This is a genomic window from Acidimicrobiia bacterium (assembly GCA_009694375.1).
In the GTDB taxonomy this organism is placed as follows: Bacteria; Actinomycetota; Acidimicrobiia; order Acidimicrobiales; family VFJN01; genus VFJN01.
Genome location: SHVB01000003.1, coordinates 157,313 through 183,574 on the forward strand (window position 1 = coordinate 157,313; position 26,262 = coordinate 183,574).

28 protein-coding genes are annotated in these 26,262 nt (G+C 66.3%); 13 read left to right on the forward strand and 15 right to left on the reverse strand.

What is annotated here, in order from left to right; translation table 11 throughout:
• Window positions 1–2 precede the first annotated feature (2 nt).
• Complete coding sequence (locus EXQ71_03640) at window positions 3–1,007, reverse strand: NAD(P)H-dependent glycerol-3-phosphate dehydrogenase (GenBank protein MSO86599.1); 1,005 nt, start codon at window positions 1,005–1,007, stop codon at window positions 3–5.
• A gap of 42 nt (window positions 1,008–1,049) precedes the next feature.
• Here EXQ71_03640 and cofC point away from each other — a divergent pair, with 42 nt between their 5' ends.
• Window positions 1,050–1,688 (forward strand): 2-phospho-L-lactate guanylyltransferase, encoded by a 639-nt coding sequence (gene cofC / locus EXQ71_03645; protein ID MSO86600.1) that lies wholly within the window; start codon window positions 1,050–1,052, stop codon window positions 1,686–1,688.
• A 23-nt stretch (window positions 1,689–1,711) separates the two neighbouring features.
• The gene (locus EXQ71_03650) at window positions 1,712–2,422 is read left to right on the forward strand and encodes a PIG-L family deacetylase (protein ID MSO86601.1); all 711 of its coding nucleotides are present in this window, start codon (window positions 1,712–1,714) and stop codon (window positions 2,420–2,422) included.
• On the opposite strand, the gene EXQ71_03655 is transcribed toward EXQ71_03650, so the two are convergent.
• Window positions 2,419–2,931, reverse strand: a complete 513-nt coding sequence (locus tag EXQ71_03655; GenBank protein MSO86602.1) for a hypothetical protein — start codon at window positions 2,929–2,931, stop codon at window positions 2,419–2,421. The two genes, EXQ71_03650 and EXQ71_03655, sit on opposite strands and share 4 nt — an antisense overlap.
• 57 nt (window positions 2,932–2,988) lie before the next feature.
• On the opposite strand from EXQ71_03655, the gene EXQ71_03660 reads away from it, so the two are divergent.
• The 7 genes from EXQ71_03660 to EXQ71_03690 all read left to right on the forward strand — a co-directional run bounded on the left by EXQ71_03660 (window position 2,989) and on the right by EXQ71_03690 (window position 9,636).
• A complete protein-coding gene (locus tag EXQ71_03660; GenBank protein MSO86603.1) occupies window positions 2,989–3,231 on the forward strand; it encodes a hypothetical protein in 243 nt (80 codons plus the stop codon).
• Window positions 3,232–3,288: 57 nt separating this feature from the next.
• Complete coding sequence (locus EXQ71_03665; protein ID MSO86604.1) at window positions 3,289–4,725, forward strand: wax ester/triacylglycerol synthase family O-acyltransferase; 1,437 nt, start codon at window positions 3,289–3,291, stop codon at window positions 4,723–4,725.
• Between the two features lie 117 nt (window positions 4,726–4,842).
• Entirely contained in the window at window positions 4,843–6,345 is a 1,503-nt protein-coding gene (locus EXQ71_03670; protein MSO86605.1) for a PhoH family protein, read from the forward strand.
• A gap of 9 nt (window positions 6,346–6,354) precedes the next feature.
• Window positions 6,355–7,104, forward strand: a complete 750-nt coding sequence (locus EXQ71_03675; GenBank protein MSO86606.1) for a DUF2993 domain-containing protein — start codon at window positions 6,355–6,357, stop codon at window positions 7,102–7,104.
• Window positions 7,105–7,193: 89 nt separating this feature from the next.
• Window positions 7,194–7,829 carry a hypothetical protein gene (locus EXQ71_03680; protein MSO86607.1) on the forward strand — a complete coding sequence of 212 codons (636 nt, stop codon included), beginning with the start codon at window positions 7,194–7,196 and terminating at the stop codon, window positions 7,827–7,829.
• Window positions 7,830–7,970: 141 nt separating this feature from the next.
• A complete protein-coding gene (locus EXQ71_03685; GenBank protein MSO86608.1) occupies window positions 7,971–8,810 on the forward strand; it encodes a hypothetical protein in 840 nt (279 codons plus the stop codon).
• Window positions 8,811–8,937: 127 nt separating this feature from the next.
• Window positions 8,938–9,636 (forward strand): hypothetical protein, encoded by a 699-nt coding sequence (locus tag EXQ71_03690; protein MSO86609.1) that lies wholly within the window; start codon window positions 8,938–8,940, stop codon window positions 9,634–9,636.
• 6 nt (window positions 9,637–9,642) lie between these two features.
• Here the strand turns inward: EXQ71_03690 and EXQ71_03695 are convergent, their stop codons facing one another.
• Window positions 9,643–10,872 (reverse strand): CoA transferase, encoded by a 1,230-nt coding sequence (locus tag EXQ71_03695; GenBank protein MSO86610.1) that lies wholly within the window; start codon window positions 10,870–10,872, stop codon window positions 9,643–9,645.
• Window positions 10,869–11,552 carry a hypothetical protein gene (locus EXQ71_03700; GenBank protein MSO86611.1) on the reverse strand — a complete coding sequence of 228 codons (684 nt, stop codon included), beginning with the start codon at window positions 11,550–11,552 and terminating at the stop codon, window positions 10,869–10,871. The genes EXQ71_03695 and EXQ71_03700 overlap by 4 nt, the downstream gene beginning before the upstream one ends.
• A gap of 56 nt (window positions 11,553–11,608) precedes the next feature.
• On the opposite strand from EXQ71_03700, the gene EXQ71_03705 reads away from it, so the two are divergent.
• Both EXQ71_03705 and EXQ71_03710 read left to right on the forward strand, forming a co-directional pair.
• The gene (locus EXQ71_03705; protein MSO86612.1) at window positions 11,609–13,804 is read left to right on the forward strand and encodes an acyl-CoA dehydrogenase; all 2,196 of its coding nucleotides are present in this window, start codon (window positions 11,609–11,611) and stop codon (window positions 13,802–13,804) included.
• A 223-nt stretch (window positions 13,805–14,027) separates the two neighbouring features.
• The gene (locus EXQ71_03710) at window positions 14,028–14,666 is read left to right on the forward strand and encodes a resuscitation-promoting factor rpfE (GenBank protein ID MSO86613.1); all 639 of its coding nucleotides are present in this window, start codon (window positions 14,028–14,030) and stop codon (window positions 14,664–14,666) included.
• Here EXQ71_03710 and EXQ71_03715 read toward each other — a convergent pair.
• From EXQ71_03715 to EXQ71_03740, 6 genes are all read right to left on the reverse strand, one after another.
• Complete coding sequence (locus tag EXQ71_03715) at window positions 14,663–15,409, reverse strand: hypothetical protein (protein ID MSO86614.1); 747 nt, start codon at window positions 15,407–15,409, stop codon at window positions 14,663–14,665. The genes EXQ71_03710 and EXQ71_03715 overlap by 4 nt on opposite strands.
• Window positions 15,339–16,253 (reverse strand): SDR family NAD(P)-dependent oxidoreductase, encoded by a 915-nt coding sequence (locus EXQ71_03720; GenBank protein MSO86615.1) that lies wholly within the window; start codon window positions 16,251–16,253, stop codon window positions 15,339–15,341. The genes EXQ71_03715 and EXQ71_03720 overlap by 71 nt, the downstream gene beginning before the upstream one ends.
• Window positions 16,254–16,302: 49 nt before the next feature.
• A complete protein-coding gene (locus EXQ71_03725; GenBank protein ID MSO86616.1) occupies window positions 16,303–17,856 on the reverse strand; it encodes a cyclohexanecarboxylate-CoA ligase in 1,554 nt (517 codons plus the stop codon).
• Window positions 17,857–17,950: 94 nt separating this feature from the next.
• Window positions 17,951–18,412 carry a hypothetical protein gene (locus EXQ71_03730; GenBank protein ID MSO86617.1) on the reverse strand — a complete coding sequence of 154 codons (462 nt, stop codon included), beginning with the start codon at window positions 18,410–18,412 and terminating at the stop codon, window positions 17,951–17,953.
• A gap of 23 nt (window positions 18,413–18,435) precedes the next feature.
• Complete coding sequence (locus EXQ71_03735) at window positions 18,436–18,810, reverse strand: hypothetical protein (protein ID MSO86618.1); 375 nt, start codon at window positions 18,808–18,810, stop codon at window positions 18,436–18,438.
• A gap of 331 nt (window positions 18,811–19,141) precedes the next feature.
• Entirely contained in the window at window positions 19,142–19,522 is a 381-nt protein-coding gene (locus tag EXQ71_03740) for a hypothetical protein (GenBank protein MSO86619.1), read from the reverse strand.
• 290 nt (window positions 19,523–19,812) lie between these two features.
• On the opposite strand from EXQ71_03740, the gene EXQ71_03745 reads away from it, so the two are divergent.
• Both EXQ71_03745 and EXQ71_03750 read left to right on the forward strand, forming a co-directional pair.
• Entirely contained in the window at window positions 19,813–20,730 is a 918-nt protein-coding gene (locus EXQ71_03745; protein ID MSO86620.1) for a hypothetical protein, read from the forward strand.
• Window positions 20,731–21,270: 540 nt separating this feature from the next.
• Complete coding sequence (locus EXQ71_03750) at window positions 21,271–21,720, forward strand: hypothetical protein (protein MSO86621.1); 450 nt, start codon at window positions 21,271–21,273, stop codon at window positions 21,718–21,720.
• 721 nt (window positions 21,721–22,441) lie between these two features.
• Here EXQ71_03750 and EXQ71_03755 read toward each other — a convergent pair.
• The 5 genes from EXQ71_03755 to EXQ71_03775 form a co-directional block, all read right to left on the reverse strand.
• Window positions 22,442–23,083 carry an EamA family transporter gene (locus EXQ71_03755; GenBank protein MSO86622.1) on the reverse strand — a complete coding sequence of 214 codons (642 nt, stop codon included), beginning with the start codon at window positions 23,081–23,083 and terminating at the stop codon, window positions 22,442–22,444.
• Window positions 23,084–23,174: 91 nt separating this feature from the next.
• Window positions 23,175–23,381: an NERD domain-containing protein gene (locus EXQ71_03760; protein MSO86623.1), complete on the reverse strand. Its 207-nt coding sequence runs from the start codon at window positions 23,379–23,381 to the stop codon at window positions 23,175–23,177.
• 54 nt (window positions 23,382–23,435) lie between these two features.
• Window positions 23,436–25,703: a heavy metal translocating P-type ATPase gene (locus EXQ71_03765; protein MSO86624.1), complete on the reverse strand. Its 2,268-nt coding sequence runs from the start codon at window positions 25,701–25,703 to the stop codon at window positions 23,436–23,438.
• A gap of 33 nt (window positions 25,704–25,736) precedes the next feature.
• The gene (locus EXQ71_03770; protein ID MSO86625.1) at window positions 25,737–25,946 is read right to left on the reverse strand and encodes a cation-transporting ATPase; all 210 of its coding nucleotides are present in this window, start codon (window positions 25,944–25,946) and stop codon (window positions 25,737–25,739) included.
• Window positions 25,943–26,221: a metal-sensitive transcriptional regulator gene (locus tag EXQ71_03775; GenBank protein ID MSO86626.1), complete on the reverse strand. Its 279-nt coding sequence runs from the start codon at window positions 26,219–26,221 to the stop codon at window positions 25,943–25,945. The genes EXQ71_03770 and EXQ71_03775 overlap by 4 nt, the downstream gene beginning before the upstream one ends.
• Window positions 26,222–26,262 lie beyond the last annotated feature (41 nt).

Sequence of the window (26,262 nt, forward strand, 5' to 3'; positions counted from 1 at the left end):
ACCTAGGGCATCCCGTGCATCTCCGAACTCACATTCCGCCCTAGCAGGCCCCGATAGGCCTCGGCCGCCAGGGCGCCGTCATGGACCACCATGAAGACCGACTCAGCGATGGGCAGGTCCACATTGTGTTCCGCCGCCAGTTCCATCACCACCCGTGACGTCTTCACGCCCTCGGCCACCATGTTCATTTCCGCGATGATCTGCTCGATGGCGCGGCCCCGGCCGAGTTGCTCCCCCACGTATCGGTTGCGGCTGTGCGGCGAAATGCAGGTGGCGATGAGGTCGCCCATACCCGCCAGGCCAGCGAAGGTCGATTGCTGACCGCCCATCGCACAGCCCAGTCGGGTGAGTTCACTAAGACCACGCGTGATCACCGCCGAGCGGGTGTTGTCGCCAGTGCCAAGCCCATCGGCCATACCCGAAGCGATAGCCATCACGTTCTTGAGGGCACCGGCGAGTTCGCAACCCACCACGTCGGGGTTCGTGTACACCCGGAACAGATCAGAGGCGAACACTCCCTGCAACGACTGGGCGATCACCGGGTCCTCCATGGCAATCACCGACGCGGCCGCATCGCCTCCCAAGATTTCCTTGGCGAGGTTAGGGCCCGTAAGCACCCCACAGGGATGGCCGGGGAGTTCTTCCGCCAAGACCTGCGTCATGCGCAAGCGGCTGCCCTCTTCCAATCCTTTCGCCAGGCTCACCACCGGCACCCAAGGCCGCAGGAACCCCGCCAGATCCCGGGCGGCTTGGCGCATCCCATGTGAGGGCACCCCCATCACCAGCACATCGGCGCCCGACACGGCTTCGGACAAGGACGCCGTGGCGTGAAGCGATGGCGTGAGGGTGTAACCGGACAGGTAGGTCGTATTCACGTGGGCGTCGCGCACTTCGGCGGCGATGTCGTCCCGCCGAGCCCACAGCGTGGTGGGAACGTTCTTGGCACACAGGTGCGCCACGGTGGTCCCCCACGAGCCGGCTCCGATAACCGCAATCTGCATAGGCATGGCCGGGAGGATAGAACTCTCGCCGCCCGTTAGGTTGGGAAGATGAGCGACAGGCCACCTCTCGTGTCGATAAGCCCTACCGCGGCGCTGTTGGTGCCCGTGAAATCCTTCTCCCAGGCCAAGCGGCGGCTCGACCCGGCTCTAAAACCCGCCGAGCGCGAAGCGTTGGCCCGCGCCATGGCCGCCACGGTTCTTCGTGCCGCCGGGGGCCTGCGGGTGGCGGTGGTCTGCGATGACGATGCCGTGCGGGTGTGGGCGCAGGAGTCTGGCGCGGAAACGATTTGGACTCCCAACCTGGGCCTCAATGGCGCGGTGGCGGCCGGGGTGGCCCATCTGGCGCGTCGGGGCGTGGCGCGAGTGGTGGTGGCCCACGCCGACTTGCCCCTCGCCACCGATCTCGCGTGGCTAGCCGACGGCGACGGCGTCACCCTCGTGCCCGATCGCCACGGTGACGGCACCAACGTGGCGTGCGTGCCCGCCGAGGCCAGGTTCGCCTTTGCCTACGGTGCCGGGAGTTTCACCGCCCACCGCGCCGAGGCGCGCCGACGAGGACTCATCGTGCGCCTCGTACCCGACCCGGCCCTGGGCTGGGATGTGGACGTACCCGTCGACCTCAAAGTGCCGCCGGTCCTCCACCCGCCCGCCTATTTACCCACGGCTTCCTTCGCCGAGACTCCGTGAGCCACAACCTGCCCACTCCGGCCATCGCTCTGGCCATCGGGGCCCACCCCGACGACATCGAGTTCGGCGCGGGCGGCACCCTCGCCAAGTGGTCGGCGGCGGGCACCGTGGTGCACCACCTCGTGTGTACCGACGGTTCGAAAGGCAGTTGGGACCCCACCACCGACCGGGCCGCGCTCATCGTGACCCGCCAGAGCGAGCAGCGAGCCGCCGCCTTGGCCCTGGGCGCCACCGGCGAGTGCGTCTTCCTCCCGTGGCCTGATGGCGAACTCGACTCGGGCCTGCGTCAGCGCGGGGAGGTGGCGTACTGGATCCGTCGTCTTCGTCCGATCGTGGTGCTGGGCCATGACCCCTGGAAGCGCTATCGCCTCCACCCCGACCATCGCCACGCCGGACTCCTCGCCGTGGAAGGCATCGTGGCGGCCCGCGATCCCCATTTCTTTCCGGAGCAACAACTTCCCCCCCACCGGCCCGATGCCCTGCTGCTGTTCGAGGCCGACGAGGCCGATCATGTGGAGGACGTGGCCGGTTTTACGGATGCGAAACTGGCGGGTCTCTATGCCCATGCCAGCCAACTCCGCTCCACCATGGGTATCGACGAGCGAGCCACCGCCGCCGCGATAGCCGACCAGCGCTCCATCTTCGCCCAAGGCGTGGTGCATCGCCTCGAGGAACGAGACGACGCCGAGGACATCGCCCAGGGCGAATCCTTCAAACTGATGGTCAACCTCTAGTTGAGGCTGGGGTCGATGGGGAAGTGCGCTAGCCGAGCGATGTCGTTGCCTTGGCGGCTCAGGATGCGGGTCCAGAGCGTGGCGCCATCGGGGCAGAACGGGTCGTCGGGCTCGGCCTCGAGCACGAACCAGTCGTCGAGGGCCAACTCGTGGTCGAGCTGGCCCGGCCCCCAACCGGAATAACCGGCGTAGAACCGGGCGGTGCGGATCGATCCGGCGACATCGGCCGGTTCAAGGTCGAAATTGAGCAGGCCGAGGTTGTCGATCACCGGGACGAACCCGGGGAACAACCCCGGATCTTCGATCCGGGCCAGGCACCACCCGCTCTCCTCCTCCACCGGGCCGCCGATGTGCAGAACCGGGGGATCGGTGGCGATGACTTCCCACCCCGGTAGGGCATCGGCCACCAACACATCGGTGGGTCGGTTCAGAACGAGACCCAGGGCCCCGTCCGCGTTGTGCTGGAGCATGAGAATCACCGAGCGCTCGAAGTTGGGATCTCCCAACATGGGTTTGGCTACCAATAAGCGCCCCGTGCCCTCGGTCACCCTTTGAGTCTCGCGCCGATGAGTCCCTACGGTGGGGGAATGCTGGAGGACGGCACCTACGACGTTTTCGTGGTGGATAGCGAGCGGGTCGGCCCGGGTGATGCCCTCGGCCTCGAACTCACCGTGCTGGCCGGCGCCCACAAAGGGGAAATGGTGGCCATGCGGGTGGAGGGGCTCGGCCGGGACGAGGTTGACGTCCTCGGCCTCCCGGGCACGCTGGTGGTCCAACAAGGTCAGCCCACCGTGACGCTGGAAACCTGAATTACCCCGGCTTCACCGCAGTAGTAGACATGGCCGGGTACCCGACTGGAGACTTCGATGCAGCGACTCACAGGGCTTGATGCCTCCTTCCTTTACTTAGAGACGCCGTCGTCCCACATGCATGTGGCGGGGTTGATGATCCTCGATCCGTCCTCGGTCGATGGCGGCATCACCCTGGAGCGGGTGAAAGAGGTCTACGGCCAACGGCTCCACATGGCGCCGCCGTTTCGCCGTCGCCTCGTGGATGTGCCCTTCGGTCTCCACCACCCGCTGTGGATCGAAGACCCCGACTTCGACATCGACTACCACATTCGCAGCACGGCCCTGCCCGCCCCCGGCTCCCCCGAACAGCTGGCGACCCTCGTAGGGCGGCTGTCGGCCCTCGCCCTCGACCGCACCCGCCCGCTGTGGGAGGTGTGGGTGATCGAAGGACTCGAAGATGGCAACGTGGCCGTACTTTCCAAGGTGCACCATGCCGCCATCGATGGAGCGGCAGGCAACGAACTCACGGTGGCCCTGTTGGACCTCACCCCCGAGGTGGCGCTCCACGAGCCGGAAACGCCCTGGGTACCCGACCGCATTCCCACCGATCTCGAACTCCTCGGCTATGCCGCCAACTCGCTGGTTCGCCAGCCCGTTCGGGTGGCCCGGGCGCTGAACAAGACGGCCGGCGCGGCCTTGGCGTTGCGTCGTCGCAACCGCGAGGAACCGCATCTCGTGCCGCCACCCTCCCCGTTCTCGGCACCGCACACGTCGTTCAACACCGCCCTCACCCCGCGACGGAGTTTTGCCTACACCACGCTCTCGCTCCCGGCGGTGAAGGCCGTCAAGAACGCCACCGCCTCCACGGTGAACGACGTCGTGCTGGCCCTGTGTTCGGGCGCGCTGCGCCACTATCTCGATCAGCACGATGAACACCTCGATGGCCCGTTGGTGGCGATGGTTCCGGTGTCGGTACGCAGCGACGATGAAAAAGACGTGCTGGGTAACCGAATCACCTCGATGTTTACGTCGCTCGCCACCGACATCGACGACCCCATCGATCGACTCAAGGTGATCCATGAATGTATGGCCGAGGTGAAGGTGCAGCACCAGGCCATCGGGGCCGACACCCTCGGCGACTGGGCTGAGTTCGCCGCCCCGGCCCTCGTGGGCACCGCCGCCCGCCTCTACTCCCGCACGAAGATGGCCGATCATCATCGGCCCGTGTTCAACGTCACGATCTCGAACGTGCCCGGACCATCGTTTCCGCTCTATTCCATCGGGGCCACCATGGTGGCCAACTACCCCGTGGGGCCGATCATGGATGGCGGGGGCATCAACCTCACCGTGATGAGTTATCTGGACCGCCTCGACTTCGGTTTGCTGGCCTGCCCGGATGTGGTCGAGGACATCTCGTCGATCGCCAATGGGCTCCGCGCCGCCTTGGACGAACTGATCGAGGCCACGGGCGTTTCCGCTACCGAGATCGACAAGTTCGCTCGCGCCTACTGAGATCAGCCCGGACGTAGGGCCGCAAGCGGCGCCAACGCCAGCCCGTACCGGCAACGCGTGCCACCACTACGGGGGCATCCACCGTTCCCCCCCTTGGTTGGAGTTCACTGAGCAACGGTGACCCAACGGGCAGACCAACCCTCCGAGGCACGCATGCACCGGTTCTCACCGGCGCACCGGAGAACCGCCCCCGGGCACCTTCCATCCGCCGTTGTATTCCAACCTTTTGGGGGCTCCTTGACCGATCTGCTCGCCGACCCGACGCGCTCCGACGCGTCCGATTCCACCACCGTGCTGCGGATGGTGCTCGACACGTCGGTACTCATCTCCGATCCCGATTCGCTCACCGCCTTCCCGGGGGCCGACACGGTGATTCCGCTGGTAGTGGTGGAAGAACTCGACCAGCACAAGTCTCGGATCGATGACGTGGGACGGGCGGCCCGGGCGGTGATCCGCTCCATTGAGGAACTACGCGTCGCCAACGGCGGCGACATTCGCACACCGGTGTCTCTCCCAGGGGGCGGCACGCTGCGGGTCGAGACGAACGGCCTCCATCTGAACGAGATTCGCGAGCACGGCCTCGATCCCGCCAAGAACGACAACCGCATCCTCGCCGCCGCGCTCGGCCAAGCGGTGCATGGCCGCACCGTGGTGGTGTCCAACGACGCCGCCTTGCGTATCAAAGCCGCCCAACTTGGCCTGGAGGCCATGGAGCACCAGCGCATTCGCGGCCGAGGTTCCTTTGAGCGTCCGGTGGGCTGGAACACGATTGAGGTCACGCCGGCGAGCATCGATTGCCTCTTCGCTCACCACGGCCCCGTCGGGATCGGCGAGCTCGATCCACGCGATGTGGACACGCTGCACGAACAACTCGATGATCGCTATGCCGTACTGCGGGCCGGCAGTCAATCTGCGCTCGTGCGCCATGTCGATGGGGCAGTCGAACCGATGCAGCGGGTACCGGAGCCATGGGGGCTGCGGCCGCGGTCAAAGGAGCAGCAGTTCGCCCTCGACTTGTTGTTGGACCCGGAGGTGCGCATCGTTGCGCTCGATGGCATGGCCGGCACGGGTAAGACCCTGCTCGCCCTCGCCGCCGGTCTGGAGCAGGTGGTGGAGACCCGGCTGTACGACAAGGTTGCCGTGTACCGGCCCGTCGTGCCGGTGGGAAAGGCGGAACTCGGATTCCTGCCCGGCACCCTCGACGAAAAGCTCGATCCCTGGATGACTGCGGTACACGATGCCCTCGTTGCTCTTACCGAGCGCCGGAGCCATGCCGATGCCCGGGCCGTGCTGGAGGAACTCACCGAGCGGGAGAAACTTTCGCTGGAAGCGGTGACCTACCTCCGGGGCCGCACCCTGCATGGCACCTATGTGTTGGTCGACGAGGCGCAGAACATCGAGCCCACCACCCTCAAAACCATCCTCACCCGGGTGGGCGAGGGCACCAAGGTGGTCTTTACCGGCGATACCAGCCAGATCGATGCGCCCTACCTGTCCGAGCACAACAACGCCGTGTCGGTGCTCATCGATGCCTTCCAGGGCGAGAGACTCTTCGGCCACATCCGACTGGCGCACTGCGAACGCTCCGAAGTGGCCTCGTTGGCGGCCCTGCGCCTGTAGACCTTTGCCATGGAGGATCCCCCTATCGATGCCCGCGGCACCTTCAGGGAACGCAACGATTCCGCCGTGCAGTCCGATCTCACCCCCCCTCCCGAGTCGGAAGGTGACGGCCCGGCCCTCATCGCGTCGTTCCTGGGGCTCATCGATTCGGCATCGTCACGCGTATTCGACCACCCGATCCGTCCCCGGGTAAAGGCCACCCCCCGGGGGATGTTGCGGGGCGAGCTTGATGTGGTGAAAGTCGAGATCCCCGCGGTGCTCGCGTCGGGCCTGGTGCTCGACCGCATCGTCGTGCGAGCCGAGCATGTACGAGTGGTTCCGGGCTTTCCCCCCCGGTTCCGAGCCGGCCCGGTGCGGCTGCAGGCCTTCGTGAGTCAGCGATATGTGGATCAGTGGACACAGGCCACCCATCTCCCGATCCGGGTTCGGCTCACCACCGAGGGCGTATTGCTCACCACTGGCCTCCGCGGGATCAAGATGACCGAGACACTGGCTCAACTAGAGGTGGTGGGTCGCTTCCTTCGTCTCGCCCCGCAGCGGATGACCATCGTGGGACTCCCGACGCCAATGATCCGCTTCTTCCGGGGTTACCTTCCCCTTCCCCCGTTGCCCAAGGGGGCCCGGATCATCGATGTGCAACCCGGCGATGGACAACTGGCGGTCACGTTTCAGATCGAGTCGATCGATGAAGCACTCACACCAGAGTTGGCGCGGCGGCTGCCCTTGCTGGCCCGACTACCCATCCCCGGCCTCGGCTGAAGGAACCCCGCCGCTCGCCCATCCACCGTGCTGGCGCGCGCACTCTCTAGCGTGAGGGGTGATAGCAATCAGCAGGTACGGGGGTGCAGATGCGTCAGCGACCGATGATTTACGGACTCGACATCGAGACAGATACCACCGAGAACGGGCTCGATCCGAGCGTGGCGGCCGTGGTGACGGTGGCCTTGGCGGCATCAGGGTATGAAGAGATCTTTACCGGACCCGAGGAGCAGCTGCTCTTCGACGTTGACCAGCGCCTCCAAGACCTCGAACCGGGCGTGATTGCGACGTGGAACGGCGCCGCCTTCGACCTTCCTTTCATCGCGGACCGCGCCGCCATCTATGGCCTCCATCTCGGTCTCCGGACCTACCATGATCCCACTCTGGCGATGCACCAAACCCCCCTCCCGGGCCACGAAGGGGCCTACCGAGCCAGTTGGTTCGGCCACCGCCACATCGACGCGTATCGCCTCTACCGCAGCGACGTAGGTCCGGCCTTGCGGATCTCGTGTTCTCTGAAGTCCATCGCCCGCTTCGTGGGGTTGTCGCCCATCGAGGTGGACCGCTCCCGGATCCACGACCTTTCCAACGAGGCACTGCACGCCTACGCCGCCAGCGATGCCCGCCTCGCCCGGGTCCTCACCGAACGTCGCTGGGGCACCGCCTCTCGTTGCATCGACCGCGTCAGCGAGCCCCAAACGCAGGCCCATCCCATCCCGGCATAACCCCGCCGATTTGCCCCCTATCGGGAACCCCCCGACGCGGCCCATGCTGAGGGTCTCGCGATCTTCCGATCGCCTCCCCGACCCACCGTCGCTGCGAGGTGTCCACTGCGATCCCCCACCCCATTTCCCCGTCGTCCCTGTGTGCACCGCGCGAGGTCGGACCACCTCAGTACCATCAGTCAACTGATCGACACCACCTACGCCGATGAGCCCGGCCACGTGCTGGTGTATCTGCGTGAACCCCGCACCGAGATCAACCTGTGGGCGCGGTCCTCGCCCGTGGGGGTGCACCCGTTCGAGGTGCTGGCCGGCTTCAGCGCTCCAGCCGATTCGTGGGCCTTCGGCATCCGCGCCCGGGGCCGGGCCCACCACCTCGACGAACCCGGTCGGGTGACTGAGGAGATCACCGCCACCTTTCTGGTCGACCGGCACGGCCAGGAGGCATCGGTCCTGCGGGTGGCGGAGGTGGCCACCGTGCTCACCGGCCCGGTCCAGGGCACGATCGCCGACCTCTGCCGACGCGTACTCGGTGTCCCCACGCCGCCCGCCCCCGCCACCACGAACCACTTTTGGGCCACCCGATGGCTCGATGCCGTGCTGGCCGAGTGGGCGGATCCGGAACGACGCCGTGCCACCTCAGCCTGCCTCGGCGCCCTCACCGCCCTGCACCCCGCCACCGGCGGCAAGGCCATTGAGGACCTGTCGGCGTTTGCCACCTTGGCCCACGAGTACGCCCGTCGCTGGAGTTGGAGTGCACTGCGCGATGCCCGGCCACCGCTCTCCCTCCCCAATGGCCCCCTGCCCCCCGCCATCAGCACCTGGATGGACGACGGTTTCTTTGCCCGCTGGAGCCTCGGTGCCTATCCATCTCTCGACACCCTCGCCCACGATCTCTGCGGCCTCCTGGGTACCCCCTTGGGCCCGCAACTTCTGGCGGCGGTGATGCTGATCCTCGAACCCTCTCCCACCGGGACGACCTGAGCCATTCCTTTTGCCACCCTTGCCGAATCCGTCGCCAGGGTGAAGAAAAGGGGCGGGATTGGCCCCATCCGCACCACCCTCACAGCAAAGTCGAAATGGAGCACCGCCATGGGCCATCATGGGCCGCATGGTCGACGCCACTAGTACCGAATCCACTCAACTCGACCAACTCGTGGTGCTGGCGGTTGAGCGCACCTATCGAGCCTTTGCGTCGCACCACCTTGGCGCATCGATGCTGATTCGCCGGCCAGACGTGACCCCGGAGGAAGTGGCGGCGCTCGGCGGGCCGGTTCGCGCGGTGAGCGCCGCGTCGATTGATCGCTGGCTTCCCCACGCCACTAGTACCTGGGGCTGCGCCGAGGACGTGCAGGCCCTTCTCCCGCGAGTGCTCGAACTCTTCGCCAGGGGCGAGTTGACCACCCCACCCGAGGTGGTGTTCGGCAAGTTTCGCCAGGCCGGGGCCGGGTCGTGGCCACTCGACGAACAGGCGGCCACCGACGATGCCGTCACCGCCATTTGGCTCGCCACCCTCGCCAGCCATCCCCCCCAGGTGCGGCATCCAGCCTGGCGCCTACTGGTGGCGATGGCCGAACTCGGTGGTGACCTCGGTCCCTTCCTCGACGACTGGTCGCTGCTGCTCGGTTCCGGCACCTCAGAGGGCCGGGCCGCCAACCGACATCTCTACGACCTCAATCGATGCCTGCAGGGCCTGGCCGACGCCGACATGGGCGTGGCCGCGCTGTTCTGGTCTCCATCGGAGCACGAGGCCGAGCGCCTCGAACGCTGGCTCGACCAACCCTTCCGGCTGAGCCCGCTCAGTTCCTGAGCCCACTCACCCGAACGCACCCTCGGCGCGGCACTGTGCGATGCGGGCGTCGTCGTAGCCGAGCACATCACGCAAGACCGCCTCGGTGTGCTCGCCCGCGTCGGGGGCCTTGGTGGGAAGGGCCAATACCTCATCGATGACCTTGATCGGCGATGGCACCTGATCGGTACCCACCACCTCCTTCGGAATCCACGGCAGGCGATTCTGGAACTGAGGATCCTCGGCCAAGGTCTTGGGCGTGTTCACCGGAGCGATCGGCGTATTGGCCTGAGTAGATAGTTCCAACCAGGCTGCCGTCGTACGCGAACGGAAGATCTCCGTTAGTTCGACGCGCAAAGCCGTGTTGCCCCGGGCGTGATCGGCGTATTGCGAGCCCGGGTGTTGCTCGAAGAGATCCGGACGGTCGATGGCGTTGCAGAAGTTTTCCCAGAATTCCCGCTCCGAGGCCATGAACAGCACATGCCCATCAGCAGACTCGTAGAACTGGTACCGCACCCCGTCTCGCATGCCCGCCGTCCCCGGCGCCCGGCGCTCGTAGTTATCGGCCTTGTTACCGGTTACCTCGGACTCGGGTCGCTCGTAGGCCTTGTAGGTCTCACTGCGGAGCCAGTCCATGGCCGCCGCCGCATCGGACTGGGCGATCTCAAGACGACATGGCTCCCCCGTGGCCCGCGCCCGGGTGATCCCGGCCAGCACGCCGAGGGCACCGAACAGCGGACCGGCATGGATGCCCACCGACGGGTGCTCAGGAATGGCGCAGAACCCCTCCTCGGTGATCTCCGGGGCCACCAAACCAGCCCACACGTCATAGGCGATCCCGTGGCTGGGCATGTCTTTGTAGGGGCCGGTCATCCCGTACCCGGAGATGGTGCAAAACACGATGCGCGGATTCACCGCCACACAGGCCTCGTAGCCCACCCCTCGCTTCGCCAGGCCACCGGGGCGCATGGCCTCGATCACCGCATCCGCGTTGGCCACCAACTCAAGGAACACGGCCCGACCTTCCTCGCTCCGCAGGTCGAGCGTGATGGAGCGTTTACCGCGGCTGATATGCAGGTGCATCAGCGAGGTGCCCTCCACGATGGGCCAGGTCATCTGGCGGATGTAGTCGCCCGAGGGCGGCTCCACCTTCACCACATCAGCACCGAGGTCGGCCAGGGTGGTGGTGATGGCACCGGGACCGAGCATCGAGCACTCGATGATCCGGATACTGCCGAGGGGGGCTGGGGTAGTCATGCGGGAGGTCCTTGTGTGCCGAGGGGGGAACGGGGGCCGGGGGTCATGAGTTCTTCGCGCCATCGGGTGCACCAGGTGCGGGCCCGAGCAGGCCAGGGGTCGCCGTCTCGAAGGAGATCGGTATGGGAGTGCACATCGGTGGCCCAGATCGTGCACACCTCCGTGTCCATCAACACGCTGTCGTAAAGGCCCACGAGGGTGATGCCTCGCTCGGCCATAGCCGGCACGCGCTCGGCCACGGTGGCGGCGAGGTACTCCGGACCCGCGCCGGGAACCACCTCCGACAGTTCGTGCACGAACCAACTGCCCCGCGTGTCCGCCGCCAGAAGATCGGCCTTGGTGGGACAACCCGGGGCCCCGCGCAGCAGTCGGTCGAACCCCCCGGAACGGCGTTTGTACGCCTCATCCCACCACTGCGCCAGCGCCGCGTTGTCCTCTTTGTGAACATTGGTGGCCTCACCGAGGCGCACCCACCCATCCCAGCCGGCGATCTCCCACACGTTGAGAACCTGCGGCCAGCGACCGGTGGTCCCCACCACCTCCCAGGTGCCCAGCAGTGCCAAACCTCGGTCCGTGGTGCCTTGAGCATCGAAGCCCACCGTGTGCTCCATGTACGCCCTCGAACCCCGCCCCGTAACGTCGATTACCTCGTGCAAGAACAGCGGGGCGCGATCTGCCATAACGCTGAGGATGATGGCACACTGCGTAACCCCGTCAGCAACACAAGGCAGACGCCATGGATCTTTCCCTCACCCCCGATCAGGATGCACTACGCGAAGCCACCGGGCGTCTCTACGCCAAGAAGTCTTCCGGAGAGCGCGTTCGCGAAGTCGAGGCGGCTGGCCTTGATCCCGCGTTGTGGCAGGCCATTGTGCAGATGGGCCTTCCCACCATGGCGGTGCCCGAGGCCCATGGTGGCGCCGGTGCCTCCCTCACCGATCTCGCCGTCGCCGTGGAAGTCCACGGTGCCCACCTGGGATCGGTCCCGCTCATCGAAACCGCAGTGGTGGCCCGGCTCCTGGCCCAACTCGGCGCTACGGACCTGCTCGAGCAGATCCTCGGCGGTGCCACCGCCACGCTGCGTCTGGCCGCCGGTCCCGGTGCCGTGCCCACCGCCTACGCGGCAGTGGCCGCGATCGTGATCGCCCAATCGGGCGACGACATCGTGCTGGCCCGCGCCGGCGACCCGCGAGGCGGGCTGGCTGGCCTGGCCCTCGCCGACGTGGACCCCACCGGCGGCAGCGCGGTGGCTGGCGGCCGCGCCGCCACCGCGGCCTACGCCCGGGCCCTCGACGAATGGCGTGCCCTCACTGCGGTGGCTCAGGCCGGATTGGCCCGGGCCAGCCTGGATCTCGGGGTGCACTACGCCAAGGATCGTTACCAGTTCGATGCCCCCATCGCCTCGTTCCAGACGATTCAGCACCGTTTCGCCGACCTCCATGCCTCCGTCGACAGCAGTCGCCTGCTCGCCTACGAGGCCGCCTGGGCCCTCGACGAAAACGAACCCACCGCCCCCCAACTGGCGGCGCAGGCCTCCTGGTGGTGTGGCGAAGTGGCCGAGGAGGCCACCGGGTTCAGCCTCCATGTGCACGGTGGCTATGGCTTCATGCTTGAGTACGACGTACAACTCCACCTCCGTCGCGCCAAGGCCACCCGCCTCTTGCTGGGCGACCCCCGCCACGAGTTACAGGCCATCGCACAACGGCGCTGGGGAACGTCGGCCCCTGCAGTGAACACCACCGCCGCTCCCCGCCCCACCCGGGCGGGCATGGACTTCCGTTTCGATCCGGCCACCGAAATCTTCCGTCGCGAGGTACAGGCCTTCATCGCCACCCAACCAATCGACGAGATCATCCGTCGCTCGCATCGCACCGGCACGATGCACGACTGGGATTTCCACCAGGCCCTGTGCGGGCGCGGTTACCTGGCGGCGGGCTGGCCCACCGAGTTCGGGGGCCTGGGCCGCAGCGCCATCGACCAGTGCCTCCTCATGCAGGAGCTCTACGCCTCGGGGGCCCCCATCGACGGCCTCAACATCGCCGCCATGGTGGGTGCCACCCTCCTCGTGTGTGGCACCGAGGAGCAAAAGGCCGCCGTCCTGCCGGGCATCCTGGCCGGCGAGACCATGTGCTGCCTGGGTTACAGCGAGCCCGACGCGGGGTCCGACGTGGCTGCCGTGGCCACCAAAGCCACCCGCGTGGACGACGGCTGGGTGATCGAGGGCCAGAAGATGTTCACGACCATGGCCCACGAGGCGCAGTACGTGTTCCTTCTCGCTCGGTCGAACCCCGATGTGCCCAAGCACCAGGGTCTCACCATGTTTTTGATCCCGATGGACACCCCCGGTATCGAGATCATGCCGGTGGAGACCATGGGAGGTGAGCGCACCAACATCACGTTCTACAGCGGCGTCGAGGTGCCCGATTCCGCTCGGATCGGCGACATCGACGCCGGCTGGTCGGTGATGCACGCCGCGCTCGTGTACGAACGGACCTCCGCCAACTGGGGGGAACCAGACCGCCTCGTAGAGGCCATGGCCACCTGGGCCCGGGAACCCGGCCGAGATGGCACACGCCCCTTCGACGACCCGGCTGTACGCGACGTGCTCGCCCGGGCCAGCACCGAACTCGAAGCGGGTCGCCTGCTGCTGTTCCGGGCAGCCTGGCTTTCCTCCCTCGGTGAGATGCCCCAGGTGGAGGGTTCGATGGCCAAACTCCTCATCACCGAGGCGTTCGTGCGCGCCTCCGCCGCCTTCCTCGCCTTGCTCGGTGCCGACGGTCTGCTCCCCGAAGCCGAGCCGAACGCGGTCCTCGGCGGCCTGGTGGAACACGCCTTCCGCCACGCGGTCGTCACCACGATCTATGGCGGTTCCAGCGAAGTCCAGCGCGAGATCATCAGCGGGCGCGGCCTCGGCTTGCCCCGCAAACGCTGACATATTTCGACCACGATTTGACACATAGCGTGGTCTCTTCCCCCTAAAACTGGGCATGTGACTCACATCACACCCGGATATTGTTGCGATTTCGTTGCGAACATGCCAACCTGGTGTCACTCACCAGCCGCCATAGCGCGGCCCGCCGCTGGGGCGCCGTGATTCCGACGATCAACTTGTTCGTTCGGCGCGCGCCCCTCTTGAAGCAGGAGGCACCCCCAACATGTATGGGACGTACCACCCCCCGAGTACCAAACCCTCGCCGATTATCGCGCGCCGAGCCATCAGCACCTGCGTCGCGGTCGTCCTGGCCATCGCCGCCCCCGTGGGCCTGGTGACCGCAACCGCCGGTGGAGCCGACGCTCCCATCGCCAGCAGGCCCATCGCATATCGCACCACCGATCGCCCTGACGTGATCCGGGCCCAGTTCGCCACCCAGGCGGAACTAGCCACGATCACCATCGCTCCCCCCACCACCATCGCTCCCCCCACCACCATCGCTCCCCCCACCACCATCGCTCCCCCCACCACCATCGCTCCTCCGCCGCCGCCCCCGCCCCCGCCCCCGCCCCCGCCGGTGGTGCAACCGGTCACCACCGGTAGCGGCTTCAACGATCCCAACAATCCCGCGGCCTGGGACCGACTCGCCCAGTGCGAGTCCGGCGGCAACTGGGCCATCAACACCGGCAACGGCTACTACGGTGGCCTCCAGTTCAGCCTGAGCTCGTGGCGCGGCGCGGGTGGCACCGGCCGCCCCGACCAGGCCAGTCGGGAAACCCAGATCGCCATCGGCCAGAACCTCCAGCGCTCCGCCGGCTGGGGAAGCTGGCCGGCCTGCACCCGCAAGCTCGGCTACCGCTAGCGGTCGGCCGAGTCGGGCGAGATCCCGCCCCAGGCCACAATCGGACCCGCCACCGCTACGAGCGCCTCGGGATTGAGGTCGAGGTCGGCCCAGTCCTCATCGGCCACGGTGGCCTCGCCCGTCGGGGTGATCCGCACACTGCCGGGACGCTCGGTGGGAAAGGTGCGGGCAATCCAGAATCCCACCAGGCCGGGACGGGCGACCACCACCCCTGAAGCGGGAAGGGCGGCGGCCAGGCCCGCGGCCCGAGCCGGTGGTGAATCAGGCTGGTCGTACATCGGCCCCACCACCGCGGCCAGGGCCGTGTAGAGCATGGGACGCTCGGTGCAACCCGCTGGCAGCGTGCCCCGAAAGGCCCCCAGCGCTTCAGGGGCCACATCGACCACCTCGGCGCGACCCTCCCACGGCTGGGACGTCACCTCATCGGGGTCGAGCCCGCTGGTGACCAGCACATCCACCTCACCGAGACCGGCGAGGTCGAAATCCCACGCCTGTAGTCCGGCGGTGCCGAAGTGCAAGGGGTCATCCCAGCGGAACACCCCCTTGGCCCCCCACGTGTTCACCACCCCACATCCGGCCCGTCGGGCGAAGGCCGCCAGCCCCGCGACGCAGTTGGCCCGCACGACCCCCGGGCCCACCAGAATCCCCAGGACGCTCATGGTCTGGCGATGGTCAGTACCGCAGCCCAGGAGCGCGGGTCTTGAACAGGTCCGTGGCGAGTTGCATTCCCAGTTTCTCGGCATCCCACCGCCGGCCTCCGTTGGACAACTTGGCGCCTTCGCTCCAGCCCTCCATCCACACGATGTCCTCCGCCACGGCCCGGATCACCTGACCGGTGACATGCTGGCTCTCATCGGAGGCCAACCACGCCACCAGCGGCGACGACACGGCCGGATCCATGCGATTCCATTCCCCCTCGGGCACGTCATCGGCCTCGATGACCGCCGGGGCACCAGGCATGGTGCCGGTGATGCGAGTGGCGGCGGCCGGGCCTACGGCGTTTACCGTTACGCCGAGCTTGTACAACTCAAGCGACAGCGTCTGAGTGAATCCCGCGATGCCGGCCTTGGCCGTGGCGTAGTTCGTCTGACCAAAGTTCCCCACCAGGCCGGCCCCCGAGGTGGTGTTGATCACCCGCCCGGTGAAAGCCTCGCCCGCCTTGGCCCGCGCCCGCCAGTGACGGGCGGCGTGATGCGACGGCGCCCAGGTGCCTTTCACGTGCACCTTGATCACCGAGTCGAAATCGGCTTCGGTCATGTTCCAGATGGCGGTGTCGCGCACGATGCCGGCGTTGTTCACCAGCACGTCGAGTTTCCCGTAGGTCTCCACCGCCTGGGCCACCATGCGTCCAGCGCCGTCGTAGTTGGATACATCGTCGTAGTTGGATACCGCCGCACCGCCGCGCTCGGTGATGAGCGCCACGGTGAGGTCGGCCGCTTTCTCGTCGGCGCCATCGCCAGCCACCGAGGTGCCCAGGTCATTGACCACCACGCTGGCGCCGTGCTTCGCCAGTTCCAGCGCGTGGGCTCGGCCGATGCCGTGTCCGGCACCAGTAACGACGGCAACCTTGCCGGACAGCAGAGCCATGAGAATTCCTACTTTCTGGGGGGGGAGAGGGATGAGTTCAGGGATCAGTTCAGGAGGAGCCGAAGCGGGTCCGCAGCTCGAACTTGAGGACCTTGCCGGTGGGGTTGCGCGGCAATGCATCCACGATCTCAAGCCGCTCAGGCAGTTTCTGGGTCATCAGGCCCGCTTGCCGAGCGAAGGCCACCATGTCGGCGAGACTCAGCGGCGCCGCCGGGTCGCTCGGCACCACCACCGCGCAGACCCGCTCACCCGTCTTCGGGTCGGGGATGCCGATCACCGCCACGTCGGCCACCTCAGGATGCCCAAAGAGGATGTCCTCCACCTCCTTGGCGGAGACGTTCTCCATGTTCCGGATGATCACGTCTTTGACCCGGCCCGTGATGGTGAGCATCCCGTCGGCGTCGAGTTTGCCGAGATCGCCGGTCTTGAACCAGCCATCCTCGTCAAAGGCCTCGGCGTCGAGCGTGGCATCGAGGTATCCCCGCATCATCTGGGGCGCCTTGGCGCGAATCTCGCCCTCTTCCCCCACACCAGCATCGGGCCCGTCGAGTCGGACGAGTCGCAACCGGGTGGTGCCCGCGGCCCGGCCTTCGGTGTGCGCGAGTTGGTCGTCGCTATCGCGAATACTGCCCATCGTGATGATCGGCGCTTCCGTAAGCCCGTACCCCGACACAATCCCAACCCCCCCCATCTCTGCCTTCACGTCGTGGTGAAGTTGCGGCGGCTTCGGCGCCCCGCCACCGCAGTAGACGCGCACGCTGGGGAAGAGGTGCTCTCCCGCTGGCAGTGCCCGCTGAGCGGCCAGATAGGCCATGTGGAACGGCGTGCCAGCCCCCGCCATGGTCACCTCGTGCTGCTGGATCAGCGCAATGGTCTTGGCGGGATCGAACCGCTCGATATAGACGGTTGGGAACCCTACGGCGAGGGCACTGAAAAGCCACCCGATGCCGCCGATGTGGGTAAAGGGAAACACCACGGCGTTGCGATCAGCGGCGGTCACCTCCATCCGCTCGTTCATGCCGAGCGCGCTGGCGAGGATCGTGCGGTCGGTGTGTTGGGCGCCCTTTGGATCCGCCGTGGTGCCCGAGGTGTAGAAGTACCAGCGCACGGGGTCGGTCGAGGGGTCCGGCGGTGGCGGCAACGTGGAGGGATCGCCCTGTGGGAGCACCTTGTCGGCCACCACCACGCGGAGCGAACCGCCCTCTGCCTTCACGGCGCCGGCGATGTCGGTGGCCATTGCTTCGAAGTTGAAGCCGGCCCACTCCTGCGGCACCACCAGCACCTTGGACTGGGCTTGCCGCACCACGAACCCAACCTCGCGCTCCCGGTAGATCGGCAGCATCGGGTTCTGGATGGCTCCCAACCGAGCCAGGGCAAGCACCAGCACCTTGGCCTCCAGCCAGGTGGGCAACTGCCACGACACCACGTCGCCGGCCCCGATTCCTAACGCTTGGAATCCCGCCGCCGCCCGTTCCGCCTCCCGTTTCGACTCCGCCCAGGTCAGGGTGCGCCCATCCTCGTCTAACGCGGCGATCCCATCGGGGTTGGCTCGCACCCGCTCCTCCAGAAGCGTCCACAGGTTCGTTTCGTGCTCATTGGACATACGGTGATCTCCCCGCTCGCTCGCTCTCTGGCCTGACGAACCGTCAGAATCTAGGCGCAACCAACCGGGTTCGTCGAAGAATGGGCCCGGTCGGTCAAACGTCGAGTTCGAAGGCGAGGAGCACATCCTCGAGGATCTCCGACTCAGTGACCTCGATGGCCAAGGAGGCCACCCGCAGCCCGGTGAGCAAACCCAGCCACGACCCGAACAAGAGATCCTGGTCCCCCAGGCGAGTAAGCAGCGCACCGACCGACGGGCGGATCCCACCGGCGGTGGCGGCGGCCGCGGTGAGGATCTCGGACAGCAACTCGATGCGGTGATCGGGGATGGCTCCGTCGATCGCCAGCGTGGATACGAGCTCAGCCAGATCCAGTGGTTCGTCGGTGATGCTCACCATGCGACGCAGAGCCACGGCGGTGGCCTCCAGCAGCACACTGGCCACCACCACGGCGCCGTGGGCGGCCACCCCCTCGCCAATGGTCGCGGCCGCGCGCTCGGGGTCCTGGTCGAGGATCTGCAGTTCCAGCGACTCGCGCAGCATCACGGGGAGGTCCATGGGGCGACACCCTAGGGCCAGTCTCAGGGATACGGGGCCGCCTGCATCGCCTCCAGGTCGGCTTCGGCAATGTCGGGACGCAGGCGAGTCGTGCTGACGCTCACCGCCCCCAGGGCCGAAAGAACCACCGCCATCCCCACCAGTTGGGTCACGCTGAGCGGCTCATCGATCCAAAGAGCGGCGGCGGCCGCCGCCAGCACAGGGATGCCCAGCGTGAGCAGCGACAACATGAGCAACGACACGTGCCCGTGGGCCAGCACCATGAGGTAATGGCCCAGCAGCCCGTTGATCACCGTGATGAACAAAATGGTGAGCCAACCGTTGGCATCGGTCACGCCCAGGGTGCCGTCGAACAGCAGCGGCAGGGGCACCACCGCCACCGCCGCCACGATCGCCATACCGGTGAGGTACTCGAGGGCGCTCAGCTCCTGACGAGCGGACTTGGAACGGGACTTCCGCGGAAGGTTCCGCGTAATGCTCCGCGTAATGCTCCGCGTATTGTAAACGAGGTTTGCTACCCCCGTGTTCCTAGCGGTTTTTCACTGGTTTTGAGCGGTCAGATTCGCCCCGGTTAGCCCGGTTCCTAGCGCCCGGTTCCTGGTGCCTGCCCTTCGCCCGGCGCTCCGCTCTGTTATGCGAGGGACCCCCTATAGGGGGTCTGGCGCAAGACGAAACGAGTTGGGTGGGAGTTGCGGGACTGGTGGCGGATCGGGTGCGGTGGGGGTCGGGTTATTTGGTTGGGGTGATGGGGCTGGTAGTGAGCCGTGCGGTTTCGCAGTCAGGTTCAGGGAACGCCCGGCCATCGATCAGTTCACCAACGCGATCGAACTTTGCTTTGCGTCCGCGGGTGTTTCTTATTGCGTCTTCGACTTTTTGTGACAGGTCACGGGCAGTTTCCTCGTCGAAGCCCTCACGCATAGAGGACCTCACGATATCTTGGTCGCTTCCCATCTGGAAGGCTGTTTCCTTAGCATTGGGGGCTTTGTCGTCAAATAGGACAACCTGTGGCATGTTGCGCGCTTCTGCTTCTAGGTACTCGATCATGAGTGGATCTGAGGTCAACTCACGGATTCTGGTTTCGACGTCATCGCGGATCGCGTTGTTGTTCACATCTGGTCCGGCTAACTCGGCAAGCGAATCGTTACTCGGCCGGAAGACGGAACAACTAGAAACCCCAGCAGCACACAACACTGCAGATCTCCACTCTGCGTCGTCCCGTTTATTTCAGGATTGAAACCCTTTACTTTTCGGCCTGGTGCGATTGGCGATGGTTTGTACGAGCATCGGAGGGGTGCTTTGTAAATAGGGGGAGCGTTTTTATGCGTGGAACCGCTTTAGGTAACGAACCGCCGGGGTGTGGAGATCGCCGACTCAACCCGACAACGGTCGGTGGTGCTGTCATGGTGTTGGGTCTGGTGGCTGGAATCGCGGTTCCAGGTGCCGCAGGCGCAGATGCGCTCGCATCGCCAAATAGCCTTGATGGCAGAGATGCCACCGAGGTGGTTGATCTCTTTGGCGTTCCGGCGAGAACAATCGATTCGAACGGCCTCGTGTCGGTCGACGGGCTCGGCCTGCCGGAGGTCGACATTGCCTCTGCGGCTGGCAACGTGTTCACCTTCGGACTTCCAGCGACGCTGGCACCGACGCCGTTCGTTGTGGATTCGGCGACGTCGACCCTTACTGCAGTCGATGGGACACACGCGGTTGTCATCGAGGAACTCGGGCTGAACTCGTTCCGGGCCGTTATTGTTATGAAGAACGCGGAGGCACCGTCCGAGTACCGCTTCGACCTGGGTCTTCCTTCGGGGTGGACCGTCGCCGCAGCGACTTCGGGCGAGGTCATCGTGAGCAACAACAACGGTGGCGAGGTGGGGCGGGTAGCGCTTCCGTGGGCCGACGACGCGAACGGCACCGCGATGGACACCCGGTTCGAGGTCGTCGGCACGTCGATTGTGCAAACAATCAACACCGACGGCGCAACCTTCCCTGTCGTGGCCGACCCATCGTTCCAAGGTGACTGCGGCACCGTCACCTGTACAGTGCGCCTGGACCGCGCCCAGACGAAGAACGCTCGCGATGCCTCTCAGCTTGTCGGTGCAGCTGCGACTATCTGTGGGGTGCTTTCGGGCGGTACCCTGGCCATCGTCTGCGGTGCAGCGATCCTCCCGGCCTCTATAGTTCTCGCTACTTTTGCCGGCCGCTACTACGGGGATGGGAACTGCCTTGGCATTAGGTTCAACAAGTACCCCGTCCCGCCTCTTGTTACCTTCGTGGGGTGGCCCACCCAGGTGAAGTACGGCGAGTACAACTGCAAGTAGGCGAACAACTCCGCAGTTCAACGCACGAACCAGGAAGGATCCGATGATTTTCAATATTCTTCTTTTAGCGATGGGGGCAGTTGGCATGCTGGCTGTGTTGTCCCTCAGCCGTGGAGGGAAGCACACCGCAACCAGTTCCAAGTAGTCGCTCTTGTCTTACTTGTCGGCTTGACGGTGGTGTCGTTCGCGACCGGCGTGAGGATATTCGTCTCGATCGCATGGGCGGCGATGACTCTGTTTACGGCTGTATTCGTGGTCGGCGGATACGTGAAGCGGTCAAGGGCGTCCGGCCGGGCCTCTTGATTGCCGACCGGCCCCGACTGCACGATCTCAGCGGGCCCGCCCTAGCGCAACGGGCGTCGCTTCACGGCGGGGCGACGCTGAGCGTGCAGGTGACAGGGCACGCCGGGAGTATCTCTCGAGGGATCAGCGCTGACGGGTCAAAGACCGATCTCGAGGACCGCTACTTGGAGTTGTTCTGCCTAGCGAAACCGATCGTCGCGTTGTCGGTGCTAGCTAGATCGAAGGGACTTGGCATCGATGTCGATGCTCCACCTGTTGGCACCGGAGTACCGGGGTCGGCAGTGCATTGCCTTCTCCGCTCTAGCGCGTCCGAGCGCGGTGCACGCCTTCTTCGTTGCTAGCTCGGGCTTCCTCGGCGAGTTGGAACGACACGTCGACGCGAGCCCGGGATCGACGGGCATCTCACGACCTGTGGTGCACGATGAGGTGCACCGGCGCGAGGTCGGGTTCTTCAGCGGATTCTTTCGGACTGACGCCGGAAGCGATCAGCGGTTCTCCACCGCCAGCGAGTCCTCCTACGTAGCGAAGATGGGCGTCGGCCTGGGGTTCGTGGTGGTACGCCCCGCTTCTGGGACTGTGGTCTCGTGCTTCGGTTCGGTTGCCGGGTTCGATCCGGGTTGGCCCGCATTCGAGATGTCCGAAGTCGCCGACCTGGTGCTCTCCTGCGACGAGGTATGTGCGACATGATTATCGAGTTGAGGACACCGCAGTGGGCCGCTGTAGGCGACCTTGTCACAGGCACCTGGGTCGGCGACGAACGGGAACCGCAACTCAGCGTCGCAGTGTCATGCTGGCCGCTACACCTTCGCTCCTTCTCTCCGGCGCTTCAACTACCTGACAGTCCAGTCTCGACGGTCGATCGCGGGAACGGCCCGCTCATCCCGATCGGATGCCGCCCATCAGGCACCCGGCTGCTGCCTGACCTCGCTGACGTCAGAGTCGAGGTGATCTTGCTCGGGCACCCCTATGGGCAAGGCCAGCTCGCCCTGCGGATCGGGTCGTTGAGCGGCCACGTCACTGCTGTGCTGGAGCAGGTCGAGGACGGCCCCGTCACCGTCGACGCGCCACACCTAACGATTACCATGGACTGGTGGCGAGCCGTTCAGTGGCTGGGCGACGGTCACACACTCTTTGCTGATCTGGCACAGTCTCAGATCGAGATTTCCGGGCATCTCGGTTGTCTCAGCTGGCTTGAGGGTGTGCGGTTCGCTGCGGGACTAGTGGAGCCGGAATGGCGCAGCGGCGATCTCATCGAGTTCGCACGCCTATGGTCACATGGGGCGCGCCGGCTGAGTTCAACCCTGCCAACCGAGTACTCGCAGCGCCTAGCGAACAAGGCAACTCCGACTGCCTTTCCCACAGCAGCACACGACATCCCAGCCGGGCAGATAGGCCACCAACCCCGCTCTTAATGCGGTTTCGCGTTCCAAGAACCGTGGTTTCGCGTTCCAAAAACACTCTGTTTGGGGTGCGCACCTTGTTGATAAACCCAGGTAGATAGGTAATCCGCGGATGTCCCCTTGGAACAGATGAAGTAAGCCGTCCAGGCCACCAGGGCACCCGCCGCCAGCAGATCACCCGCCAGACTGTTGGCGCCCCCGCCATCGCCGCCGAGCACCACCAACGCGGTGCCCGCCAACGCCGCCGCCCCCCACCCCACCTCCACCAGACGGGGTCGCTCACCGAACATCGGGCCCGCCACCAGTAGCAACAACACCGGCTGGAGCGCCCCGATCACCGTGGCGTTGGCCACACTGGTTTTTTGGAGCGCCACGAAGAACAACACGAGATCGGCGGCAAAGGCGAGGCCGCCGAGCAGGGACCGCCGCAGGAGCCAGATCGACAACCGTCCGCCGGACGCCAAGAACACCACGGTGATGATCGCCGCCCCCAACCAAATCCGGTAGCACGCCAGCCCCAGACCGCTCAGGCCCTCCACGCCCTTGATGAGCACCGACGACACCCCCCACACAACCACGGCAGTGGAGGCCCCCAACAGCCCCATCACGGGCCGCCGCCCCGACACGTCAGTTCGGGAGGGGGTAGGCACTGCGGCACCCTAGAGGAGACGCGGGCGCGGTCACGGCCATATATCCTCCCCTCGCCGAGGGCCGCCCCGAGGATGCAGACCCCGGCGAGATTCACTGACATCGGCGTCCGGTAGCCACTTTCCCAAGGCCGTAATTACCGAACCTGGCGGCACCGCTCCGAATGACGACGTCGTGGGAGGAGTTCTTCGTCTCGACCAAGAAGATCCCGGTCGGGCCCATCACGATGTGGTCGATGGTCGCCCGGGATCCGGGAAACGGCAGGTCGTGGACCACGGTGAAGGTGCCGGGGAGGTGGATGGGAGTGCCCGCGGTAAGGCGTTTGCCGCCGCTCCCTTCGGCGGAGGTTCGGCTCTAGGAGCTATCCGAGCACGGGCGCAGAGCCCGCTCGGCCGGGGTGGGCTGAAACCGGAAGAGACGCAGGCTATTGGCCACCACCAGGACCGACGACGCCGCCATGGCAAAGCCCGCCAGCATCGGATTCAACAGCCCGGCGGCGGCTAAGGGAATGAGGGCGAAGTTGTAACCGAAGGCCCACCCCAGGTTGACCTTGATCGTGCGCAGGGTACGCCGAGAAAGCCGGATTGCATCCACCGCCGCATCGAGATCGGCCCGCACCAAGGTGAGGTCAGCGGCGGCCATGGCAGCGTCGGTCCCGCTGCCCATGGCGAGCCCCAGATCAGCCTGAGCCAGAGCGGCGGCATCATTCACCCCGTCTCCCACCACCGCCACCACCCGACCTTCCGCCTGGAGGCGTCGAACCTCGGCAACCTTTCCCTGAGGGAGCACTCCCGCCACCACACGCTCGATTCCCACGTCCCCCGCCACGGCCTGGGCCGCCAGCGCATGGTCGCCAGTCACCAGGACCGGCTCGAGCCCGAGCGCTCCGAGCGTTGCGATGGCCCGCCGTGAACTGGGCCGCACCGTGTCGGCTACCACCGCAATGAGACCTACTTCGCCATCCCACGCCACCGCCACCGCCGTACGGCCCTGCTGCTCGGCCCGCTCATGGACCTCGAACAATCGCGCCGGTAGACGGTAGCCCGCTCCCGTGAGGTGGCTCAGTCGACCCGCCGCCACCGAGCGTCCCGCCACCACCCCGCTCACCCCGAGCCCGGCGGCCGACTCGAAGCCCGACACGGGAAGGTGCCGATCTCCCGGCACGGCCGCCGCGATCACCCGGGCGATGGGGTGCTCGCTGGCCGCCTCGAGGCTGGCGGCGAGGGCGAGCGCCCAATCGGCGTCCACCCCATCGGCCACCACCACCTCCACCAGGGTCATCCGGCCCGTCGTGACGGTACCGGTCTTGTCGAGTACCACCGTGTCGACTCGACGAGTGGCTTCGAGAATCTCCGGCCCGGCGATCAGCACACCGATCTGGGCACCCCGGCCGGTCCCCACCAAGAGGGCCATGGGGGTAGCCAAACCCAGCGCACAGGGGCAGGCCACGATGAGCACGGCCACCGCCGGCACCATGGCCGCCGCCACGGAATCGCCGCGGGCGCACCAGTACCCGAAAGTGGCTATCGCGATGAGAATGACGATCGGCACAAAAACGGCGGCGACGCGATCGGCCAGCCGCTGCACCGGGGCTTTCCCCGACTGGGCATCGGCCACCAACTTCGCCATACGAGCCAACGTGGTGTCGGCGCCCACCCGAGTGACCTCCACCACCAGGCGTCCGCCGGCGTTCAGCGTCGCGCCGGTGACAGCATCGCCCACCGTGACCTCCACGGGGATGGACTCCCCAGTCACCAACGCGGCATCGATGGCGGCGGCGCCTTCCACCACCCGCCCATCCGTGGCGATCTTCTCGCCCGGCCGCACCACGAAACGATCACCCACCACCAGCGCTTCCACCGGCACCCGCTCTTCTCCCCGCGCGCCGATGCGGGCTACGTCATGGGCTCCCAACTCGGCGAGGGCGCGCAGCGCATCCCCGCCCCGCCGTCGAGCGCGCTCTTCGAACCAACGGCCGGCTAACAAAAATAGCGTGATGGCGGCCACCACTTCGAAGTAGACGGCGCTGGCGGCGTGGGCTCGGTCGGCGGTGAAGGAGAACTCGTTGTGCATGCTCGCCGCCGCGTCCCAGTTGAAGCACACCACCCACGACGACCAGGTAAAGGCCACCGTCACGCCAACCGACACCAGGGTGTCCATCGTCGCGGTGGCGTGGCGGAGGTTCACCGCCGCCGCCCGATGGAAGGGCCACGCTCCCCAAGTAGCGATCGGGAAGGTGAGCACCAACGCGACCCACTGCCAGTGGGTGAACTGCCAGGCCGGCACCATCCCCAACAGAATGACAGGGACGCCGAGCACCGCCACGACGCCAACCCGACGTCCGAGCGCATCCACGCGGCTGTTCTCCGGCGAAATCGGGGCGCCATCGAGCGGGGGTAGGCGAGCCTCGTATCCCGCCCCCTCCACCACGGCGATGAGGGTGGCCGGATCAAGCGACACCGGTCCCTCAACGCGCGCCGATTCCAACGCATAGTTCACGGTGGCCGAGACGCCATCGACCTTGTTGAGCGTCCGTTCGATACGCGCCGCACAGGCCGCGCACGTCATGCCGCCGATACGGAGATCGATCGTGGTCCTCTTCGCCTCAGCCGTACTGGCCATAGCCACCCTCCATCGGCGGCCCCGACCCCGCGCTCACCGCTGAGGCCGGGCGTCGTAGCCCGCTTCCACCACGGCGGCGAGGACGGCCTCGGTGGAGGCCGTGCCGGTCACCACCGCGGTAGCCGCCTCCAGGTGCACCTCCACCTGCTCCACCCCGGCGAGCGCCTCGATCTCCTTGGTGACAGCCGCCACGCAGTGCCCACAGGTCATCCCGGTGACGGTGTAGGTAGTGGTGGTGGTCATGAACGCACCAACCGAGCAATGGCCGTGTGGGCCTCGGCCAGTTTCTCCGCCAAGACCGTGGGGTCCTCGACCGCTCCGGCCACGCAATGACTCAGGTGCTCCTCGAGGAGGTGGAGCGCCACAGACTGTAAGGCCCGGGTGGCCGCCGACACCTGGGTGAGGATGTCGACGCAGTACTTATCGTCTTCCACCATGCGGGCAATGCCCCGAACCTGCCCTTCCACGCGCCGCAACGCGGCCAGGTGCTGTTCTCGATGTTCTACGTAGCCATGCATCGTCCCAGTATACCCCTAGGGGGTAGGGGTTCCTACTCCCG